This is a genomic window from Sandarakinorhabdus sp. (genome assembly GCF_031430775.1).
Lineage (GTDB): Bacteria > Pseudomonadota > Alphaproteobacteria > Sphingomonadales > Sphingomonadaceae > Sandarakinorhabdus.
In genome coordinates, this window is sequence record NZ_JANPCD010000145.1 from 26,587 (window position 1) to 46,936 (window position 20,350).

The window sequence follows — 20,350 nt, forward strand, 5'->3', positions numbered from 1 at the left end:
GTCAGCCTTTCTTGATGTTGCGTTCGTACGCGGCGCGGAACTGGCGGGCGAACAGGTCAAGATATGCCGCTTCGCTTTCGGCGGCCATGGCGCGAAATTCGGTCTCGAACGCCCGCCACAGCGCGGCTTCCTTGGCGCCGGGGAGCAAGCCGCCTTTCGCTTGCGCGCGGGCGCGGATCGAATCGGGGGCAAATCGCTGGACGGTCGCCGCCAAGGCTTCCTGCATGGCCGCCAGCATGGCCACTTCATGCGCCTGTAGATCCTCGAACGCGCCCTGCACGGCTTGCGGCCCGGTCAGGAAGCCGGCGTCGGGTTCCCCTACCAGCTGGCGCACAGCCTGTTCGGGGGACCGCGTCCATTTCAGCGGGTTGTTGCCCTTGGCCTGAAAGCTGGTGACCTGCGCGCCGACGCCGAACTGGTGGCGAATGCGCGCGCGGGCATCAAGGAGGCGGATGAGGCCATCGGCGGTCTGGCGCAGCAGGCGACCGGCCGATTCGAGCACAGCAGCGGCGGACACGTCGCCGACATCCTTGGGTTTCAGCCCGGCAGCGGCGAGGAATTGCGCATAGGCCTCACCGCCATCGCCAGATACAGAGGGTGCAGCAGTTGGCGCCGAAGCATTCGCAGCCGGCGGAGGCATGGCCGGCGGCGGCGCAGCCGCAGTGGTCGCGGCAGTGGCGAAATCAATAGCATCAAAGGCGTGCAGTTTCGCCCAGGGGTTGTCGGCAGCGGTCGCCGCCGGTGCCGGGGCGGCGGGCGGCGTCGCGAAGGGGGCGCCAGGCGCAGCAGCGGACCCGCCGCCAAGGCCGAAAGGATCAGCCGCCGGCGGGCTGCTTTGCGGCGCGCCGAAAGAACTGGCGGCAGGCGCTGGACCGGACAGGCCAAAGGGGTCGGCAGCAGGAGAAGGGCTTGCGGGGGGCCGCGCTGGCGGCGGCGACAGGCCGAACGGGTCCGGCGCTGGCGCAACTGTTGGCGCTGACGACAGGCCGAATGGGTCGGCCGCCGCTGGCGGGGGCGGCGCAAAATTGGCCATCAGCGGATCGGCACCGGACTGGAACAGCGGTTTGGGCGCCTCCTTGCCGAAACGCGATGTGTCGGCGGCGCGGCTGGCGCCGCTGCCAGCCGCCGCCAGCCAGTCGAGCCCGCCGCCGGCCGTGGCAAACGGCGAGGCCCCGCCGCCGGCCGCAGCACCTGCGGCGCCGCTCAAGCTGACGCGCACTTCATAGCCGCCGATAGTGACGAGATCGCCGTGGCGCAGCACATACGGGCCGGCAAGGCGCGCGCCGCCGCCATTGACGAACGTGCCGTTGGTGCTGCGATCGGTCAGCACATACTGGCCATCGACGAAATCGACCTCGGCGTGCAGCGAGGACACGAAATTGCGGGGGTCGGGCAGAGTCCAGTCGGCATGAGCAGCGCGGCCGATGACAAGGCCGTGTTCGCTCAGCACCATGGTGCAAGGGTCGCCCGATGCCAGGCTTGAAACATTCTCGATGGTCAGCGTGCAACTCATGGTCGGTCCTAGGTCCGGTCTTGCGCCGCAAGCTGTTCAGCGGTGTCGAGGGCACGGGCCAGACGCTCGGCAAACCGGGGGGCATCGTCGTTGAGGGTCGCCAGCATGACGGCGCCGGCCACGGCCTGGCCGAAATTGCCAGCCGCGGGCTGCACACCCTGCTCCTGAGTGGGCGGCGCCAGGCTGCCGCCAGACAGGAACACCGCCAGGCAGGCGGCACCCTCGGCCGTGGCAAAGCTGGCGGCCTCGCCGGCCTGATAGGCAAGGCGGCGATTGGCATCGGACGGCTCGGCAAGCCAACGCGACACGGCCTTGCGCGCAGCCAGACGGCGCGCGCTGGTGACATTGTCCATGGCGGCCAGGCAGCCAGCCGCCCATGCGATGGCATCAAGCCGGGGCAGGCAATGCGCTATGAACCGCGTCGCCTGATGGATGTCGCGCTGCCGCAGCACGGAAAATGCCTCCTGCGGCGGCGCTTCGGTCAGGCCGTCCAGTTCGACAAGCCCATCGAAAATGGCTGCAAGTTGCCCGGCGCGGGTCCATTTGACGCGCGGCCAGGGGCGGGATGGGGCAATGCTGGCCATCAGTTGATCATCACCATGGCGCCCTTCACAATGTGAATGGCGCTGGCTTCCTGCTTCATCATCAGGCCCTTGGATTCGTACATCATCTGGGCTTCGACCTTGATCATCATGCCCTTGATGGTGACCCCCATCTGGTCGATCTTGATCGAGCTCTGGCCGACCTTGAACTCGATGCTCTGCATCGCTTCGGTCTCCTCCTTGCCGAGGTCGAGCTTGATGGTGCGGTTGCCCATGGCGATCTTAAGGCTGTCGTTGCCCATCTTGATTTCGGCGGCGCGGTTGCCCTGCTCGACGGTCAGCGTCTCGTTGGCCTTGATCGTCGTGGTGCGCTTGCCGGTTTTCACCGACATGGTCTCATCGCCCTTGTCGATGGTGGTGGTGCGATTGCCTTCCTTGATGTCGCGAGTTTCATCGCCCTTGAGCACCAGGGTCTTGAGGTCCTTCTGGGCCTGCACGGAGAACACTTCGCTGCTCTTGGTGTCGTCCAGCCGGATTTCGTTGAAGCCGCCGCCGCCCTTGGTGCTGTTGGTCCGGATGCCCTGCAGCGGATTGGCCGGCGCCGTGCCAAAGGCCGGCAGATTGTCCTCGTTATAAACCGCGCCCGTCACGATCGGCCGGTCGGGGTCGCCATTGAGGAATTCGACGATGACTTCATCGCCCATGCGCGGGATGATGAACGCGCCAAAGCCCTTGCTGGCGCTTGTCTGCACGACGCGCAGGAAGATGCTGCGGTCCGGCACCGTGCCGCCAGCCTCATAGGGCTGCACATCCCAGAAGAATTTCACCTTCACACGGCCATATTTGTCGGTGTGGATTTCCTCGCCGGGCGGGCCGACGACAACGCCGGTCTGCGGGCCCTGAATGCGCGGCATCGGCGTGGACAGCGGCGGACGGAACGGGTGGCGCGCCGGCATCAGTTCCAGTTCGACACGCATGTCCTCGGTGCCGCCGCCGCCCGACCGAAAGCCCGAGGCCCGGTAGACATGACGGGTGCCGACAACAAGATATTCGGTTTCCGCCATGAACGAATGGCCGGCACCGCTTTCGTCAAAGGCGATCTTGAGCTTGCGGCCCACAGCAGCAGCGAACAAATTGCCCTCGGCAACGCTGCGCGCCATATCGGCCCGGTCGGATTCAATGCGGACGGTGGCATAGCGGGTGCCATTGGCCAGCGTCGACGTGCCGAAATTGCCGGGATATTCATAGCGTTCGGCGATATTACCGGACACGTCGGCGGCCTGGGCGCTGCGCCAGCGGTTGGCGCCAGAGGCGACATTGGCGATCTGTTTCTGCTGTTTGAGATTGCGGGTCGGCGTCGTGAAATCATAGTCATCCACCGAATAGCCGGTGGGCGCGACGCGGCGGGTTTCGTGCAGCGACCACAGCGCCGCCTCCTTGTCGTCGCCCATCGCGCCGCCGCCAAGCCGCGCCTTGGGCGGGTCCATCGGCGTATGGGCAGCGGGGGCATCGACAGCGACGAGTTTGTGGGCACTGTCGGTATGTTCGAAGAAATAATAAATGCCCTCGCGTTCCATATGCCTGGAAACAAAGGCAAAATCACTCTCGTCATACTGGACGCGATATTCGGTGGCTGGATAGCTGGCGCTGAATTTCTGCTGCTGGTTGCCGAGCATCTGCACCAGCTGCGCCATGGTCCTGTTGAAATGGATCTGTGATTTGCGGTTCAACGACAGCAGATACTGTTGGGGCCGCACAACCAGCCGATAGAGGAAATCCTCATCATCATTTTCGCGGCCCAGTTCCGAATATTCGCACAAAATGCCGTGAAAATGCCGCGAAACATGGTCTTGCCCAGTGAAACTGACGGTCACCGGCTTGGCCAGCGAGGGGTGCAGGTCGGCAGGGCCACCGCGGCTGACGACTTCAAGCTCGATGCGGAACAGCTCGCTGAGCCGTTCCACGGCTGTCATGCCAGTGAGCAGCAGCCCCTTGTCGGGCGTGGTCGTAACCTTGCCGATGCGATCGCTGTTTGCCGCCATGGCACTCCCCCCCAACTCATCGGGAGGCAACCATAGCATGGTAGCACGGGCAGGCAACAAGGCTCTGCGCACCCGGCAGGCAACGGGCCCCGCGCGCAATGCCGCTTCAAAATCAGTCGTCTGGGCCCAATGCGGGATCAAGGTCGCGCGGGCGGATGAAATGCGCAAGTTCGGCGCGGCCGCCACCAATCTGGGCCCAGCGGTCGATGGCGATGTCGAGCCGGGCAAGGGTGGCGGTGGGATATTTCAGCTCGGCCTCGGCCCGCAATGCGCCGCCGGGCGGCACCAGTTCAAGCAACAGGTCCTCCAGCCCCGGATTATGACCGACAAGCATGGCATGGGCCTGGTCATCGGGGAAACCCGCCACCAGTTCGACCAGCGTTGCAGACGAGGACAGATAGATGCGGCGTTCATAGATCGGTGCCAGCGGCCGACCCAGTCCGGATTCAATCCCTTCGATGGTCTGGCGCACGCGCACCGCCGGCGAGGCCATGACATGACGGATGTCGGGCATGGTGCCGCGATCCTGTGCGTTGCGCAGCCAGCCGCCGATTCGCGTCGCCGCCCGGCGACCACGATCGTTCAATGGCCGGTCAAAGTCGCGCAGCAACGGATCGTCATAGCCCGATTTTGCGTGGCGCAGCAGGGTCAGCGTCTTCAACACTCGTTCCTGGTCTGGGGTGTGGGCGCACCATGGCCTTGCCCGGGGGCATCCGTAAAGCCGGCGCGCACGATTTCGGTCGCTTGCGCCAAAGTCACCCGGCTGATCGGCACGCCCTGCGGAAAGGCGCCCAGCAACCGGCTGGGCACTGCCGGGCCGATGAGCACGAAGGTGCCGCGATCATCGGCGCGGCGAATAAGCCGCCCGAACGCCTGTGCCAGCCGGCCCATGCTGACCCGGTCGTCATAGGCCGTGCCGCCGCCTGACCCGGCAATACCGGCATAGGCCGCCCGGCGGGCACCGTGCAATACGGTCGGACGCGGCCATGGCACACCCTCCATAATGACCTGGCGCAGCGATTCGCCGGGCACATCAACGCCGTCGCGCAAGGCATCGGTACCCAGCAAGGACGCACGCGGTTCGGCACGGAAGATATCAACCAGCGTGCCAGTGTCGATCGGATCGACGTGCTGGGCATACAGCGGCAATCCGGCGCGGGCGAGCGGGTCCGCGATGCGGGCGTTGACCGCCTTGAGCCGGGAAATCGCCGTGAACAGCCCAAGGGTACCGCCGCCCGCCGCCTCGATCAGGCTGCGATAGGCCTGGGCCAGCGCCGAAACATCGCCGCGTTTGACATCGGTAACCACCAGCACGCGGGCATTGCCGGCATAGTCGAATGGGCTGGCGGCGGCGAAATGCCGGGCCGGGCGCGGCAGATGCACGGCGCCGGAGCGGGCGTCGGCATCGGTCCAGTCATCACTCAAGGCATCGGGCCGGGAGCGCAGCGTCGCCGATGTGACCAGCACGCCGTGCGCTGGAGCCAGCACCGCCGAAGCAAAGGGCAGCATCGGGTCGGTCCAGCGGCGGTGAATACCGATGTCCAGCTCGCGCCCTTCGGCGCGCGCGAGTTCGAGCCAGTCGATGAAACGCGGGTCGGCCGGGCCGCCCAGCCTTGTCAGCAATTGCTGCCAGGCGCCGATCAAGTCGGCGCGTTGCCGGATGCCGGCGGCGGCGCCGTCCATGCGGGCGCGGCCCGAGCCATCAAGCCAGTCGGGCGGGTCGTCGAGCAACGCCTTGATGCGCGATTCCAGCGCCAGCAACGGCTGGCAAATGCGTTGCAGCGCGGCGATGGCGGCGCCGGCGGCATCGACCAGCACCGGCAGCACATCGGCGATTTCGGTTTCAAGCCCATAGCCGGCATCGGCCTGGGCGCAGCCCTCGCTGCGCGCCAGCACCTGCGTGCGCACGGCGGCAAGCAGGCTCTCGATCGGGCCTTCGGGCGTGTCCTGCACGATCCGCGCCAGCCCGCCTTCGGCCGGCAACGCCGAGGCCGCGCCTATGACGTGCTACCCGGCATCGGCGCCGGCCTGTTCATAGCTGGCGAGATCGGCAAGCCGCGCCGCCAGACCGCGCCGCCGGCCGCGCGTGCTGCGTTCCGGTCCCAGCAGCCAGTGGCGCAATTCCACGGCTTCACGTCCCGACAGCGCCACGGCAAAGGTCGCGTCGGCGGCATCATAAAGGTGATGGCCTTCATCGAACACCAGCCGGGTCATGCTGCCGCTTTCGGCGCGGCCACCGGCGGCATTGATCATCACCAGCGCATGATTGGCGATGACCATGTCAGCACCGGCGGATGCCCGGGTCGCGCGCTCGATGAAACAACTGCGGTAATGCGGGCAAGCGGCATGAATGCATTCGCCGCGCCTGTCGGTAAGGCCGGAAAAACTGGTGCGGCCGAACAGCGCCGGCAGCCAGCCGGGAAGGTCGCCGCCGACCATGTCGCCGTCACGGCTATACTGCGCCCAGCGTTCCGCAAGCCGGGCAAAGATGGCGGCCCGGCCGGCAAAGCCGCCCTGCACGGCATCTTCGAGGTTCAGCAGGCAAACATAGTTCTCGCGGCCCTTGCGGACCACCACGCGCGTGCGCCGCGCCTCGGCATCGGGATAGGCGCGCGCCGCCTCGGCATCCAGTTGGCGTTGCAGCGCCTTGGTATAGGTCGACAGCCAGACGGCGCCATCGGCCGCCGCCGACCACGCCCGGGCCGGCGCCAGATAGCCAATGGTTTTGCCAATGCCGGTTCCGGCTTCGGCCAGCACCATGTGCGGAGCGCCGGCAGCATCGCGCGGCGCAAAGATCTGCGCAGCGGCCAGCGCCAGGCCGCACTGCCCCTCGCGGCGTTCCGCGCCTGGCCCCAGCATGGCACCAAGCACCCCTGTCACGTCATCATCGGTCAGGGTGATGGCACGCGGCGGCGGGCGCGGCGGCGCCTCGTCCCAGCGCGCGATGCTGGAAAAGACGCTGCGTTCCGGCGGCTCGGGCCGGCGGACCCGCCGCGCGAGCATGGTGGCCCATGGCCAGCGCGCGCGGCCCAAGGACTGCAATATCGCCCAGGCGCCGGCACGCTGCGGCCAGGCCGGATCATCGCAGCTGTCGATCATCGCATCAGCAGCGCGCGCCAGAAAACCGGCGTCGCTGTCCCCCGCCGGCGGGTCGATGCCCAGCGCAGTGGCCAGCCCGCGCGGCGTTGGCACGGCAAAGCGCGCCGGATGCACGAATGCGAACAATTCCAGCAGGTCCAGCCCCGACAGTTCGGGATAGCCGAGCCGGCTGGCGGTGACCGGCGCGTTCAGCAACAGATGCGGGGTCTCAGCGGCGCGGGCGATGGCGGCGCCGCGCCCGACTGCGGCAACCACGCCATCACCATCGGCGATCCAGGCACCGGCGTGCGTGGCAACAAGCGCGGGAATGCCGATCATGCGCAGCCGCCCCGGCGCTTCACCGCTTGCCCCGCGCCGCTTGCGCGGCGCTTCACTGCTTGCACACCTGCATGTTCACCGCCAAAGCACATGGGACACAGCGATAGACGGGACCGATGACAAGCGCCACCGAACTTGCGGCAGCAGCCCTGATCAACAAGGCCTGGCCCTATGAGGAAGCGCGCAAACTGCTGGCGCGTTATCCCGATGGCGTGCCGACCGGCAAGGCCGTGATATTCGAAACCGGCTATGGCCCGTCGGGCCTGCCGCACATCGGCACATTCGGCGAAGTGGTGCGCACCACCATGGTGCGCCGCGCGTTCGAAGCGATGGCGCCGGGCGTGCCGACGCGGCTCATCGCCTTTTCCGACGACATGGACGGACTGAGGAAAGTGCCCGACGGCATTCCCAACCCCGAAATGCTGCGCGCCAACCTGGGCATGCCGCTGACAAAGGTGCCCGATCCGTTCGGGACTCATCCGAGCTTTGGCGCGCACAACAATGCCCGGCTCAAGGCGTTTCTGGACAGCTTCGGCTTTGACTATGAATTCCTGTCATCGACCGATTGCTATGCGTCCGGCATGTTCGATGCGACGCTGTTGAAGATACTGGCGCATTATGACGAGGTCATCAACGTCATCCTGCCCACATTGGGCCCGGAACGCCGCGCCACCTATTCGCCGTTCCTGCCCATCGATCCCATCAGCGGCATCGTGCTGCAAGTGCCGATCACGGGGCATGACGTGGCGGCCGGCACGGTCAGCTATGTGCGGCCCGGCACCCATGACATGGTGACGGTTCCGGTCACGGGCGGCGCCTGCAAACTGCAATGGAAGGTCGATTGGGCGATGCGCTGGGCAGCACTGGGCGTCGATTATGAAATGGCCGGCAAGGACCTCATCGATTCTGTGCTGCTGTCAGGCCGCGTCACCCGCGTACTGGGCGAAAACCCGCCGGCAGGCTTCAATTACGAACTTTTCCTCGATTCGGATGGGCAGAAGATTTCCAAATCCAAGGGCAATGGCCTGACCATCGAGCAATGGCTGGACTATGGCCCGCCGCAATCGCTGGCGCTGTACATGTTCCAAAGCCCGCGCAAGGCCAAGCGCCTGCATTATGACGTGATTCCGCGCGCCATCGAGGATTATGCCGATGCGCTGGCGCGCTACCCCGACCAGCCGCTCGACCAGCAGCTTGGCAATGCCGCGCACCATATCCACGAAGGCCGGCCGCCGGCGCTCGACCTGCCGGTCAGCTTTTCGCTGCTGCTCAACCTGGCGTCGGTGGCTGCCACCGATGACCCGGCCCGGCTATGGGGCTTTGTCAGCCGCTATGCGCCGCAGGCCAGCCCGGCGAGCCATCCGATGCTCGACCGGTTGGTGCATCATGCCGCTGCCTATGCGCGGGATTTCGTCATGCCGCTGCTTCAGCGGCGCGCGCCCACGGCCACCGAGGCACGCGCGCTCGGCGATCTCGATGCCCGATTGGCGGCGTTGCCGGCAGACGCCGGCGCCGAACAATATCAGTTCGAGGTTTACGAGGCCGGCAAGGCTGCCGGTTATGACAACCTGCGCGACTGGTTCAAGGCGCTGTACGAAATTCTCATCGGATCGTCGCAAGGCCCGCGCATGGGTTCGTTCATTGCGTTATATGGCCTCGCTCAGACACGGGCATTGATTGCCGATGCCGTGTCGAAACAGGACGGTGTGTGATGTTGCGTTCAAGCTTGCCTATGGCTTTTGCCGCCCTTTTGATCGCCACTCCGGCGCTGGCCGATGCCGCATCGGCCTTTCGCGCCGGGCAATGGGCAGTGGTCGTGCGCGATGGCCGCGCCGAGGCCACGCCGGCCAGCCTGATCCTTGCGGGCCGGGCGCAACTGTCCATCGCCGGCTATGAAACCCGCGACAAGGCGGTCGCGCTGGCCATCGTCACCCGCGCCGAGCAGGATTTCGACGCCGCGCTGGCCAAGGCCCCCGGCAGCCTTGATGCGCAGCTGCAAAAAGCCGTCGCCATCGGCTATCGCGCGCAGCTGACGCGCGGCATCGGCCTGGCCAAGGATGCCCGCAAACGCTTCGAAGCGGTGCGCAAGGCCGATCCGAAGAACGCTCTCGCCTGGGGCGCGCTGGGCGGTTGGCATGGCGGTTCGATTGCCAGTGTCGGCAGCTTCATGGCCGGCGCCGTGCTGGGCGCCAAAAAGGCCGAAATGGAACGCTGCTATGCCGAGGCGCTGAGGTTGGCGCCGGGCGTGCCATCGACGCGGCTGTTCTTTGCCGTGACGCTGCTCGATCTGGACGCAGGCAATGCCAAGCGCGCCGCATCGCTGCTCAAGGGCATCGATGCATTGCCGGCGGTTGACGGCTTCGAAGCGCTGATGCGCGCGCAAGGCGTACAGCTTGCAGCGGCACTGGCGCGGGGCGACAATGCCGCTGCACAGGTAACAGCGCGCCGGCTCAAGGCGTTTTCAGCGATCAGCTGAGGGCATGCTTGTGGCGGCTGGGAGGGGCATGGCTTCGATGCGCGGATTCCTTGCCATGATGGGTGGCGCGATGTTGCTCGGCGGCTGTGTCAGCGTGGCAAAGACCATTGTCACAGCGCCGTTCAAGGCCGGCGCCGTTATTGTCGACAGCGCCACCACCACCCGGTCCGAAGCCGATGAAGATCGCGGCCGCGCCATCCGCAAGCAAGAAGAACGCGACCGCAAGGCCGCTAGAAAGGCGGCGCGGGAACTGGAGCGGGACGCCGAGCGCCCGCGCTGAGGGCTGCGGTCAGCCGCGCTGCGCCGCAATCCAGTCGTCGATCTTCTTTTCCAGCACCGCCATCGGCAGCGCGCCGGTCATCAGCACCTGGGCGTGGAAGCCCTTGATATCAAACTTGCTTCCCAGCGCGGCCTGCGCCTTGGCGCGCAAGCGGCTGATGGTCAGCTGGCCGATCTTGTAGGCCAACGCCTGGGAGGGAATCGCGATATAGCGTTCGACCTCGGCGGTGGCATCGGTCTTGCCCATGGCGCTATGGTCCAGCATATATTGTATCGACTGGTCACGGGTCCAACCCTTTGAATGCAGGCCGGTATCGACGACCAGCCGCATGGCGCGCAGCATTTCGTCGTCATAGCGGCCCTGCAACTGATAGGCGTCCTTGAACATGCCCAGTTCCGGCCCAAGGCTTTCGGCATACAGCGCCCAGCCTTCGACAAAGGCGGTGTTGCCGCCAAAGCGCTGGAACGGCGGCAGGTCGGTATTCTCCTGCGCAAGGCTGATCTGGAAATGATGGCCCGGCACCGCTTCGTGCAGGAACAGGGTTTCGGTGCCTGGCGTGGTGCGCGATGGCAGGTCATAGCTGTTGAAATAGAAAACCCCGGGCCGCGAGCCATCGGGCGTGCCACCTTGGTATGAACCGCCGGCATCGGTCTTTTCCTTGAAGGCCGGCACCGGGCGGATTTCCAGCTTGGTCTTGGGGATGGTCGAGAACAGGGTACCGACGGTAAGATCGACGCGCTTGCCGACATCATAAAATGCGTCGCGCATTGCCTCCTTGGTCGCGAATTTGAACTGCGCATCACTGCGGATGAAATCGAAGAATGCCTTGAGGTCGCCCTTGAAGCCGACGCGCGCCTTCACCGTTTCCATGCCCTTGGTGATGCGCGCGACTTCGGACAGGCCGATATTGTGGATCTCGTCAGCCGTCATGTCCGTCGTGGTCGTGGACTTGATGAGATAGCGATACAGATTGGCGCCGCCCGGCATCGCCGACAGGCCGACCTGTTCGCGCGCCACCGGCAGATATTCGGCTTTCAGGAAATCGCGCAGCCGCGCCATGGCCGGATTGACCTGCCCGCCGATCTTTTCGGCATAGGCCGCCTTGAGCCGCACCTGGTCGCTGGCGGGGACGGTATCGGGGAATGTCTGCACCGGCTTCATCATGACGGACGCATCGGTGCCGCCGGCGGTCAGGTTGTCGAGCTGGTCGATGACGTTGGTGACAACCAGTTTCGGTTGCACCACGCCCGCCGCCATGCCCTGCCGGAAGCGGGCGATGCTGGCATCGATGGCGACGACAAAGCCGTCGATGCGCGACAGGCCGTTGTCATAATCCTTGACGGTCTTGTAGGGCGCCGCGCTCTCGCCCGACGACAGTTCCGGGAAGAATGTGTGGAAGCCGAAGAAATGGTCGATCGGCCGCACCACGGTGGCCGCGATCAGCGCAGGGTCATAGCCCGCCAGATCCGTCGAGCGCTGCCACCCGAACACGTCATAGCTGACCCGGTCATTGGCACTGAGCGCCGTTCTGTCGATGGCGGCCAGCGCCGCAAGGTCGTCCTGCGCGGCCTGTTTCTCGCCGGCCAGATAGGCGTCGGACAGATAATCGCCGAACCGGTCGGCATAACGCAGGTCGCCGCGAAAGATGCCGTTCAATGGGTTGCGCTTGAGGCTGGCTTCGTCGCTGGCATCGAACAGGGCGCGCAGCCGGATTGCGGGTGTTTGTGCAGCAGCCGCAGCGGGTGCCGGCGCCGTCTGGGCCAGCGCTGGCTGGCAAGCGGTGAGGCTCGTGCAAAGGGCAAGAACAAGACGCAGGCGCATCGCAGATACTCCGGAAATCAGCTGTGTTGTCATTATAGGTCAGTTTGACGCCGGGCAAGCGCCAATCAGTCGATGACCCGGCCTCGCGCCATCACCCATTTCACGCGCGCCAGTTGCCCGGCGTCGGCCAATGGGTCGCCGTCCATGGCGATGATGTCGGCGGCCTTGCCTGGCGCCAGCGTGCCGGTTTCGCCTGAAATGCCAAGCAGATCAGCGGCAGCGCTGGTGGCCGACACCAGCACGGCACGCGGGCTCATGCCGGCATATTTGACCATTTCGGCGCCCTCGCCGCCGTTGCGGCCATGTTCGGACACGCCGGTATCGGTACCGAACGCGACCTTGACGCCGGCACGGGTCGCAGCCGCCAGCGCCTTGCCGCGCAGCGCCAGTGTCTCGCGGACTTTTTTCTCGACGGTGGCCGTAAACACACCCTTGCCCAGCCGTTCGTCGATGCCGACCAGCGCCATCAATGTCGGCACATACCAGCTGCCGCTGGCGACCATCGCCTTGATCGCGGCGTCATCGGCAAAGGTGCCATGCTCGATGGAATCGACGCCGGCGCGGGCCGCGGCCTCGATGCCGCGCGCACCATGCGCATGGGCTGCCACTTTCAGGCCGAGGCCATGGGCGGTGGTGACGATCGACAGCATTTCGGCATCGGTGAAATGCTGGCCAAGACCCCGGCCCTGCTGGCTGAGCACGCCGCCGGTGGCGGTGATCTTGATGACATCGGCGCCGCGCTGGCTTGCCTCGCGCACCCGCGCCGCGCACTGGTCCGGACCCGTGCAGGTGTTGCCCTGGCCCAGCACGGCGTTGACTTCAGGGCGATAGCCCGAAACGTCGCCGTGGCCGCCGATGATCGAAATGGCCGGGCCGGACGCGACAATGCGCGGGCCGGGAAACATGCCCTCGGTAATGGCATCGCGCACGGCAAAGGCCGTCAGCCGCGACGAGCCGAGATCGCGCACGGTGGTAAAGCCGGCGCGCACCGTCAGCGCGGCATTCTTCAAGCCGACCGCCACGGCCTTTTCATCGGTGTCCACCGCTTCGCGCCAAAAGGGCGTGCCCGGATCGCCGGTAAGATGGACGTGCGCATCGATCAGGCCGGGCGCGAGCGTGCGCGCCGACTGGTCGATGATGACGGCGCCGGCGGGAATCGGCGCCGCAGCGTCGTTGATCGCGGTGATACGCCCATCGGTGACGATAACCGTCGATGGCCCGCGCGCCGGCTGTGCGGCGTCTGTGATGACGCGCCCGGCCTTGATGGCAAAGGTCTCGGCATGCAGCGGCGCGGCAATGGCGGCACCCAGCAACAGTCCCACGATGATCCGCACGCCATTCTCCCCAATCGGCTTTTTTCCTGTATGCGGCTGCCGGCGGCGTGCGCAAAGTTTATTCGCTGTCATCCGGGCTTGCGCCAGACCCTTTGGCAACGCACATTCGCAAGGGCCCGGGGGAGGGAGCATATCGTGCATCTGAAACGCCGGACGCTGGCGGCCTTCGCCGCGCCCTGTCTACCCTTGACCGGGGTTGGGCTACCGTTGGTGGTCTATCTGCCGCCCTATTATGCCGGCACGCTGGGGCTGGACCTGGCCATGACCGGCATCTTGTTCTCGCTGGTGCGCTGGCTCGACCTGCCGCTCGATATCGTGTTCGGCCATCAGATCGACCGGACCGACACGCGGCTGGGCCGGTTCCGGCCCTGGATGCTCGGTGGCTGCCTGGTCATGCTCGCAGGCCTTTTCGTGGTGTTCTTTGCCCAACCGGGGCTGACACCGCTGCATGCGTTTGCCGGCCTGTTCCTGATGTATGCCGGCTTTTCGGCGGCGCAGGTGGCCCATACCAGCTGGGGCCAGGCGCTGAGCACCGATTATCACGAACGCAGCCGCATCTTCGGCTGGTGGCAGGCCGGCAACATGATCGGGCTGCTCGGCCTGCTGGCGGTGCCGCCGCTGGCAGGGGTGCTGGCGCCGCGATTTGGTTGGACGCCCGGCCCGGCGCTGGGCGTGCATGGCATGGGCTGGGTATTGATCGCGCTGCTGCCCGCCGTACTGCTTTTGGTGACGACAATGGTGCCGGAACGGCCGCCGCGCCACCGCTCGCCGCACGGCTGGCGCGATATCTGGTCCGCGCTGAAATTGCCGCTGCTGCGCCGCGTACTGCTCATCGACCTGCTCGCCAGCCTGGCGCCGGGCTTTGGCGGCGCGCTGCTGATCTTCTTCTTCGAGGCGGCGCGCGGCTTTCCCGCCGAAACGGCACGGCTGCTGCTGCTGTTCTATTTTGCCGCCGGCCTGATCGGCGCGCCGCTATGGGGCTGGTTCGCGCGGCGGACCTCCAAGCATCAGGCGGTGATGTGGTCGATCGGCAGCTATGCCGTGCTGCATGTCATGCTGGTACTGCTGCCATCGACCAATTTCTGGTTGGCGGCGGGGGGCATGCTGCTGGCCGGAATTCCGGCTGTGGCGCCGGCCTTTCTGATCCGCGCTATGCTGGCCGATGTCACCGATGCCGAAACGCTTGCCACAGGAAAAAGCAACGCCGGGCTATATTATGCCGTGCTCGTCGGGGTGCAAAAGCTGGGCTATGCCATTCCGGTGGGGCTGTCCTACATCGTGCTCGACATGGTCGGCTTTGACGCCAAGGCCGGCACCGGCAACACGCAGACGGCCATTTCCGGCCTGATCTTCCTGTTCCTGGTGCCGCCGGTGATTGCTGCGATCGGTGCGGCATGGCTGGCGCGCGGCTGGACAATCACGGCAGAAGTGCAGGCGCGCACGGCGGCGGCGCTGGCCGCTGCCAATTGACGGGGATGGTTGACGGGGCCGGTTGACGGGGCCGGCCATGGTGGCGATAGCAATTGCGACGGGAGATTGACGATGAGATTTTACGATTCGGTTGGCCCCAATCCACATGTCGTGCGCATGGCGGCGGCCGAAAAGGGCGTGACGCTCGATACCATCAAGATCGATATCCTCGCCGGCGAGAACCGCCAGAGCGATTATTCCGCCAAGGTCCCGAGCGGCGGCACGCCGGCGCTGGCGCTGGATAACGGTCTTGTGCTGTCCGAAGTCACCGCGCTGTCGGAATATCTCGATGAAATCGGTTCAGGCCCGTCGATCATCGGCGCTACGCCCGAGGAACGCTGCGAGACGCGCATGTGGGTGCGCCGCATCGATCTTGGTTACGTCGAACCGATGGCCAATGGCTTTCGCGCCGCCGAGGGGCGGCCGATGTTTGCACCGCGCATGACTCTGATGGATGCAGAAGGCGCCGCGCAGCTCAAGGCGATGGCGCGCGAAAAACTGCTCTGGCTCGACGGTTTGCTGGCCGGGCGGCAATGGGTGTGCGGTGACCGGTTCACCCTTGCCGATATCCTGCTGTATTGCTTTGTCAAATTCGGCGCCACGGTCGGCCAGCCGGCGCCTGCCGAGGCGGCATGGGTGGCCCAGTGGTGCACCCGCGTCAGCCAGCGGCCGAGCGCCAAGGCCTGATCTTGGTACCTTCGCTTTCCAATCTGGCCAGGGCGCGGCAACGCCTGTTGTTCGCCCGGGGCTTTCTGGCCAACCCGCGCGGGGTCGGCTCGGTCATCCCGTCATCGCCGCGACTGGTGGGCCGGCTGCTGGGCGGCCTCGACTGGAGCCAGGTGCGCCATGTCGTGGAATTCGGCCCAGGCACCGGCGTGGTGACGCGTGCGCTGCTGGCCCGGCTGGGGCCTGATGCACGGGTGACAGCGTTCGAGATCAACCCTGAATTTGCCGCTTATCTGGCGCGCGACATCGCCGATCCGCGCCTGACAGTGGTGCCGGCATCAGCCGAAACCCTGGCCAGCCATGTCGAACCGGGCGTCGATGTTGCCGTGTCCAGCCTGCCGTTTTCAATCATGCCGCGCCATGTCCGGACAGGCATATTGACCGCGACGCTGGAAGTGTTGGCGCCGGGCGCGCCGTTCGTCGGCTATCAATATTCCACGGCCTGGCTCAAGGAACTGCGGCGGTTCTTCCCAGATCTGTCCGTGCGCTTCGAGCCACGCAACTGGCCGCCGGCGTTCGTGTTCACCGCCCACCGATAGGGTCAGATTTCGATCAGGCCGTCCGGCAGTTCGTTTATATCGCCGGCCATCACCGGCACATGCTGCGCCAATACGGCGCCGGCACGGGCAATCGCCTCGACCATGCCATCGGCAGCGCGGCCAGCCTTGATGCCATCAGTCAGCGCCGTGATGGTATCCGCCCAGTCATCGGGTGCGACACGTGTGAAAATGCCCTCGTCCGCGATGATTTCGGCGACATGTTCGGGCTCGTCGACATAAATGAGGATACCGGTGCGCCCGGCAGTGGCCTCCAGCCCGCGCGCCTTGAACTGCAAGGTCGCATCACGGTGCACGCGGTCGCGTCGCAGGCCATGCGGGGTCAACCTGCGCGCAAGGCCGCCGAACTGCACCAGCGCCAGCGCAAAGCCGAACACCAGGGTTTGCACCGCCACAAAGGCTTCGATCTGGCGCAATGCGCGCCCCGTGGCGCTTGTGTCACCCCAATCGGCAAACAGCACCGCTGGTGACCAACCGAGCAGCACGGCGATGAGCGGCAGGACCAGCGCGGCAAGCACGGCGATGCTAAGCGCCGTGGCCGGATAGCGCTGCGGCGCGGTGGAAACGATGACCACGATCTCGCCGGCCGTACGGCTTTCGGCATCGGCAATGGCAGCCGCGATGCGGGCGCGGTCGGCCTGCGAAAACAGCATCACCAGCTCCCGCTCGACCCGCCGCCGCCGAAGCTGCCGCCGCCGCCGCCAAAGCCGCCGAAACCACCGCCACCGCCGCCGCCCCAGCCGCCAAAGCCGCCGCCGCCCGACCGATTGTCCCAGCCACCGCCGATGCCCGGCCCCCAGATGATCGCCGGGCCGCGCCGCCGGCCACGACTGCCGCGCGCGATGGCCGTGATCAGCCAGATGGCGATGATGACGATCCAGACGATGGTGCCAAAGCCGATACCACCGCGCCCGCGCGCATCGCCGGCCTTGGCCGCACTGACGACAGTGGCGGCCTGCTGGTCGGCGGGCAGTTGCAACAAGGCCACCAGCGCGTCAGTGCCGGCAGTGATGCCGCCAGGCATGTCGCCGGCCTTGAACGCCGGCACGATGTCACGCCGGATGATCTGGCTGGTGACGGCGTCCGTCAGCACGCCTTCGAGGCCATAACCAACCTCGATGCGCACCTTGCGCTCGCGCGGTGCGACCAGCAGCACGGCGCCGGTGTTCTTGTCTTTCTGGCCGATGCCCCAGCTGCGGCCCAGCTGATAGCCATAATCCTCGATCTCATAGCCCTGCAGGTCGGGCACGGTGGCCACGACGACCTGCGTGCCGGTCGCCGCCTCCAGTGCTGCCAGCCGGGCATCGAGCGCCGCCACCGTGTCCGCCGGCAGGATGCCGGCCGCGTCGGTCACGCGCCCGGCAAGTTTCGGGAACGCCGGCTCGGCATGGGCCGGCAGGGCAAGCGCCAGCCACAGCAGCGCCGCCGACAGCAGCACGGCAGCAAGGCGCAAGGCCTGCGCCAGACGGGGCGCGGGCACGGTCGCGGGCAACGGCGCGGTCAGGGCGATGGACCTGGTGATTAGAACTTCACCTCAGGGGCCTTTTCGGCATTGACGGTGGTCGCCTTGAACGGCGCAATCGGCTTGCTGCCATAGATGACCTTGGCGGCAACGACCGAGGGAAAGGTGCGGATCTCGGTGTTATAGCCCTGCACCGAGATATTATAGTCGCGCCGGGCCACGGCAATGCGGTTTTCGGTGCCTTCAAGCTGGCTTTGCAGCTGCAGGAAATTCTCGTTGGATTTCAGCTCGGGGTATTTTTCAACCGTGACCAACAGGCGCCCCAATGACTGGGACAGCGCGCCCTGGGCCTGGTCGAACGCCGCAAGCTGCGCCGGATCGGACAGCTTTGTGGGATCGACGGTCACCTGCGTGGCGCTGGCGCGAGCCTTGGTGACGCTTTCGAGCACGTCCTTTTCCTGGGCGGCAAAGCCCTTCACGGTCGCGACCAGATTGGGGATCAGATCGGCGCGGCGCTGATACTGGTTTTCGACATCGCCCCATTTGGCCTTCACATCCTCTTCCTTGGTGGGAATCGAATTGACGCCGCAGGCGGATACGGTGGCAGCAAGGCCGGCAATCAGCCCCATTCGGGCTGCACGACGCAAGGAAACGGTCATCGGGCACAATCTCCGCGAAAGCCGGCTTGCATGGGCCGGCGGCTATGGCATTGTCCGGGGCAATGCCGACTGTATCAAGATAAGGCGATTTGCGGCATTTCAAGGGGGGACGCGGACAATGCTGCAAGAGTTCAAGTCGTTTCTGATGCGGGGCAATGTCCTGGATCTGGCCGTGGCCGTGATCATCGGCGCCGCCTTTGGCACCATCGTCACCAGTTTCACCGAGGACATGGTCATGCCGATCATCGGGCTTGTCACCGGCGGCGCAGACTTTTCCAGCCATTTTGTCGTGCTGGGCAGTATCCCGGCCGACTATGCCGGCTCGCCGGACGATTATGAGGCACTGAAAAAAGCCGGGGTCGCGCTGCTCGGCTATGGCAAGTTCATCACTGCTGCGATCAATTTCGTCATCATTGCCTTTGTCATCTTCATGATGGTCAGGGCGGCCAACAAGGCGATGAAGCCCGCCGAAGCCGCGCCCGAAGCGCCCGCTGGCCCGACACCCAGCGAAGCCCTACTGGCGGAAATCCGTGACGAACTGCGCAAAGCCCGGTCTTGATCTCGCATCTGGCTGCGCAGCTTGACGCCCTGCCGCTGACCGCCATCGGACTGCTGCTGGCCGGCAGCTTCCTGCTGGCGTCGGAACTGGGGTTCTGGGCACATCACCGCCTCGCGCGGGGCGGTGATGGCGACCAGGACGAAGGCCAGGTGCTGTCGACGGCGCTGCTGCTGCTGGCCCTGCTGCTCGGCTTTACCTTTTCCATGGCGCTGGGCCGGTTCGACGAACGGCGCGCGCTGGTGGTGCAGGAATCCAACGATATCGGCACGGCCTGGCTGCGCGCCGGGCTGGTGGAAACGCCGGCGGGCGCGGCCCTGCAAGACCGGTTGGCGGCCTATGCAAGAACACGAGTGGGAAGCCCTTCACCCGATCAGGCCGAGCGGTTGCGGGCCGGCGCCCGGCTCCGCGGTGAAATCTGGCAAATGGCGGCGGCCGCGACGGCGCCAGACCGCAGCACGGCACAAGCGACCGCGCTCATCGCCTCGGTAAACGCCGTTCTCGATACCGCGACAACACGCGAAAAGGCCGTGGCGGCGCGGGTGCCGGGCGAAGTGTTGGTGCTGCTGGTGCTCTATTCGCAAGTTGCCAGCTTCCTGCTCGGCTATGTGTTCGAAGCCAGCGGGCAGCGCCACCGGTTGGCCAGCGGCGTGTTGTTTGCGCTGCTGGCCATGACCATCGTGCTGATCCTCGATCTGGACAGGCCGCAGGGCGGATCGATCCGCATCGACCAGCGCGCGATGACCGATCTGGTTGCCAGCCTGGCACCACAGGTGGAATAGGGGCGCATGATGAACCCTCGTATCCACACCTGTCTGGCCGTTGTTGTCGCCGTTTTGGCGCTGGCGGGGTGCAAGCGCGAAGTGGCCGAAGCGGGGCGCCTTGTCGCTGGCAAACCGCCGCTGGTCATCGGCACATTGGTGGGCGACTGGCAGGTGGCCGATCTCAATGGCGGCGGCGTGCCGGCCGGCGCACCCCGCTTGCGCTTTGCCGCCGATGGTCTTTCGGGCAGCGCTGGCTGCAACCGGGTGGCTGGACCCTGGAAGCTGGAGGCCGGGCGGCTGACGGTCGGCCCGCTGATGGCAACGCGCATGGCGTGCGAACCAGCGCGCATGGATACCGAGACCAAGCTGCTGGGCGTGCTGGGCGCAGCGGATAGCGTCACATTCGATGTGACGGGGCAGGCCAGCCTGACGACACCCGATGGCAGGCGCGTGCTGCTGCGCCGGGCTGGCCGCGATCAGGCCGAATAGGCGCGCACCGCCAGCGGCACCAGCACCAAAGCCGAGCCGGGTGACAGGCCTGGCGGCACAGCTTGCAACGCCGCTTCGACGATACTGCCGTCCTGCGTCGTCGCCTCCATCGCAATCAGCGCCCCGGTGCGTTGCACCCGGCGCAGCGTCACGGGCAACCCGGCACTGCCGGCCGGGGCAGCGGCGAATTCATGCGGGCGGACAAAGGCCGTGGCCGGGCCATCGGCAATAGCCGGCGCTGC

Annotated in this window: 19 protein-coding genes and 1 pseudogene; 9 read left to right on the forward strand and 11 right to left on the reverse strand. The window is 66.1% G+C overall.

Annotation, left to right across the window (positions count from 1 at the left end):
• Position 1: 1 nt before the first annotated feature.
• The 5 genes and pseudogenes from tagH to RMQ73_RS09125 all read right to left on the reverse strand — a co-directional run bounded on the left by tagH (position 2) and on the right by RMQ73_RS09125 (position 7,514).
• Entirely contained in the window at positions 2-1,513 is a 1,512-nt protein-coding gene (gene tagH, locus RMQ73_RS09105) for a type VI secretion system-associated FHA domain protein TagH (RefSeq protein ID WP_310497851.1), read from the reverse strand.
• Between the two features lie 8 nt (positions 1,514-1,521).
• Positions 1,522-2,097, reverse strand: coding sequence for a DUF6931 family protein (locus tag RMQ73_RS09110; protein ID WP_310497852.1), 576 nt, complete (start codon positions 2,095-2,097; stop codon positions 1,522-1,524).
• The gene (locus tag RMQ73_RS09115) at positions 2,097-4,097 is read right to left on the reverse strand and encodes a type VI secretion system tip protein TssI/VgrG (protein WP_310497853.1); all 2,001 of its coding nucleotides are present in this window, start codon (positions 4,095-4,097) and stop codon (positions 2,097-2,099) included. The genes RMQ73_RS09110 and RMQ73_RS09115 overlap by 1 nt, the downstream gene beginning before the upstream one ends.
• Positions 4,098-4,209: 112 nt before the next feature.
• Entirely contained in the window at positions 4,210-4,758 is a 549-nt protein-coding gene (locus tag RMQ73_RS09120) for a histidine phosphatase family protein (protein ID WP_310497854.1), read from the reverse strand.
• Positions 4,755-7,514 (reverse strand): annotated as a pseudogene (locus RMQ73_RS09125) (ATP-dependent DNA helicase). The gene RMQ73_RS09120 and the pseudogene RMQ73_RS09125 overlap by 4 nt, the downstream one beginning before the upstream one ends.
• Before the next feature lie 116 nt (positions 7,515-7,630).
• Here RMQ73_RS09125 and RMQ73_RS09130 point away from each other — a divergent pair.
• The 3 genes from RMQ73_RS09130 to RMQ73_RS09140 are packed head-to-tail and all read left to right on the forward strand — an operon-like array spanning position 7,631 to position 10,270.
• The gene (locus RMQ73_RS09130) at positions 7,631-9,226 is read left to right on the forward strand and encodes a lysine--tRNA ligase (RefSeq protein WP_310497855.1); all 1,596 of its coding nucleotides are present in this window, start codon (positions 7,631-7,633) and stop codon (positions 9,224-9,226) included.
• Between the two features lie 20 nt (positions 9,227-9,246).
• Positions 9,247-9,990, forward strand: a complete 744-nt coding sequence (locus tag RMQ73_RS09135) for a hypothetical protein (protein ID WP_310497856.1) — start codon at positions 9,247-9,249, stop codon at positions 9,988-9,990.
• 37 nt (positions 9,991-10,027) lie between these two features.
• A complete protein-coding gene (locus tag RMQ73_RS09140; RefSeq protein WP_310497857.1) occupies positions 10,028-10,270 on the forward strand; it encodes a hypothetical protein in 243 nt (80 codons plus the stop codon).
• Between the two features lie 9 nt (positions 10,271-10,279).
• Here RMQ73_RS09140 and RMQ73_RS09145 read toward each other — a convergent pair whose 3' ends face one another.
• Both RMQ73_RS09145 and RMQ73_RS09150 read right to left on the reverse strand, forming a co-directional pair.
• Entirely contained in the window at positions 10,280-12,091 is a 1,812-nt protein-coding gene (locus RMQ73_RS09145; RefSeq protein ID WP_310497859.1) for a DUF885 domain-containing protein, read from the reverse strand.
• Between the two features lie 65 nt (positions 12,092-12,156).
• Positions 12,157-13,425 (reverse strand): amidohydrolase family protein, encoded by a 1,269-nt coding sequence (locus tag RMQ73_RS09150; protein ID WP_310497861.1) that lies wholly within the window; start codon positions 13,423-13,425, stop codon positions 12,157-12,159.
• Positions 13,426-13,560: 135 nt separating this feature from the next.
• On the opposite strand from RMQ73_RS09150, the gene RMQ73_RS09155 reads away from it, so the two are divergent.
• From RMQ73_RS09155 to RMQ73_RS09165, 3 genes are all read left to right on the forward strand, one after another.
• A complete protein-coding gene (locus RMQ73_RS09155) occupies positions 13,561-14,895 on the forward strand; it encodes an MFS transporter (RefSeq protein ID WP_310497863.1) in 1,335 nt (444 codons plus the stop codon).
• Between the two features lie 72 nt (positions 14,896-14,967).
• Entirely contained in the window at positions 14,968-15,582 is a 615-nt protein-coding gene (locus RMQ73_RS09160) for a glutathione S-transferase family protein (RefSeq protein WP_310497864.1), read from the forward strand.
• 2 nt (positions 15,583-15,584) lie between these two features.
• Entirely contained in the window at positions 15,585-16,160 is a 576-nt protein-coding gene (locus RMQ73_RS09165; protein ID WP_310497866.1) for a methyltransferase domain-containing protein, read from the forward strand.
• Between the two features lie 2 nt (positions 16,161-16,162).
• Here RMQ73_RS09165 and RMQ73_RS09170 read toward each other — a convergent pair whose 3' ends face one another.
• Genes RMQ73_RS09170 through RMQ73_RS09180 form a run of 3 tightly spaced genes read right to left on the reverse strand, consistent with a single transcriptional unit; the run spans position 16,163 to position 18,299 of the window.
• The gene (locus RMQ73_RS09170; protein WP_310497867.1) at positions 16,163-16,831 is read right to left on the reverse strand and encodes a hypothetical protein; all 669 of its coding nucleotides are present in this window, start codon (positions 16,829-16,831) and stop codon (positions 16,163-16,165) included.
• The gene (locus RMQ73_RS09175; protein WP_409049858.1) at positions 16,831-17,658 is read right to left on the reverse strand and encodes a TPM domain-containing protein; all 828 of its coding nucleotides are present in this window, start codon (positions 17,656-17,658) and stop codon (positions 16,831-16,833) included. Before RMQ73_RS09175 ends, RMQ73_RS09170 begins: the two co-directional genes overlap by 1 nt.
• A 41-nt stretch (positions 17,659-17,699) precedes the next feature.
• Positions 17,700-18,299: a LemA family protein gene (locus RMQ73_RS09180; protein WP_310497868.1), complete on the reverse strand. Its 600-nt coding sequence runs from the start codon at positions 18,297-18,299 to the stop codon at positions 17,700-17,702.
• Between the two features lie 118 nt (positions 18,300-18,417).
• On the opposite strand from RMQ73_RS09180, the gene mscL reads away from it, so the two are divergent.
• From mscL to RMQ73_RS09195, 3 genes are read left to right on the forward strand one after another with little or no spacing between them, the layout of a single operon-like run.
• Complete coding sequence (gene mscL / locus RMQ73_RS09185; protein ID WP_310497869.1) at positions 18,418-18,858, forward strand: large conductance mechanosensitive channel protein MscL; 441 nt, start codon at positions 18,418-18,420, stop codon at positions 18,856-18,858.
• Positions 18,855-19,637, forward strand: a complete 783-nt coding sequence (locus tag RMQ73_RS09190) for a hypothetical protein (protein WP_310497871.1) — start codon at positions 18,855-18,857, stop codon at positions 19,635-19,637. The genes mscL and RMQ73_RS09190 overlap by 4 nt, the downstream gene beginning before the upstream one ends.
• A gap of 6 nt (positions 19,638-19,643) precedes the next feature.
• Positions 19,644-20,108 (forward strand): META domain-containing protein, encoded by a 465-nt coding sequence (locus RMQ73_RS09195; RefSeq protein WP_310497873.1) that lies wholly within the window; start codon positions 19,644-19,646, stop codon positions 20,106-20,108.
• Here the strand turns inward: RMQ73_RS09195 and RMQ73_RS09200 are convergent.
• Positions 20,096-20,350 (reverse strand): hypothetical protein (locus tag RMQ73_RS09200; RefSeq protein WP_310497875.1); only part of this gene is annotated, 255 nt, incomplete at its 5' end. The genes RMQ73_RS09195 and RMQ73_RS09200 overlap by 13 nt on opposite strands.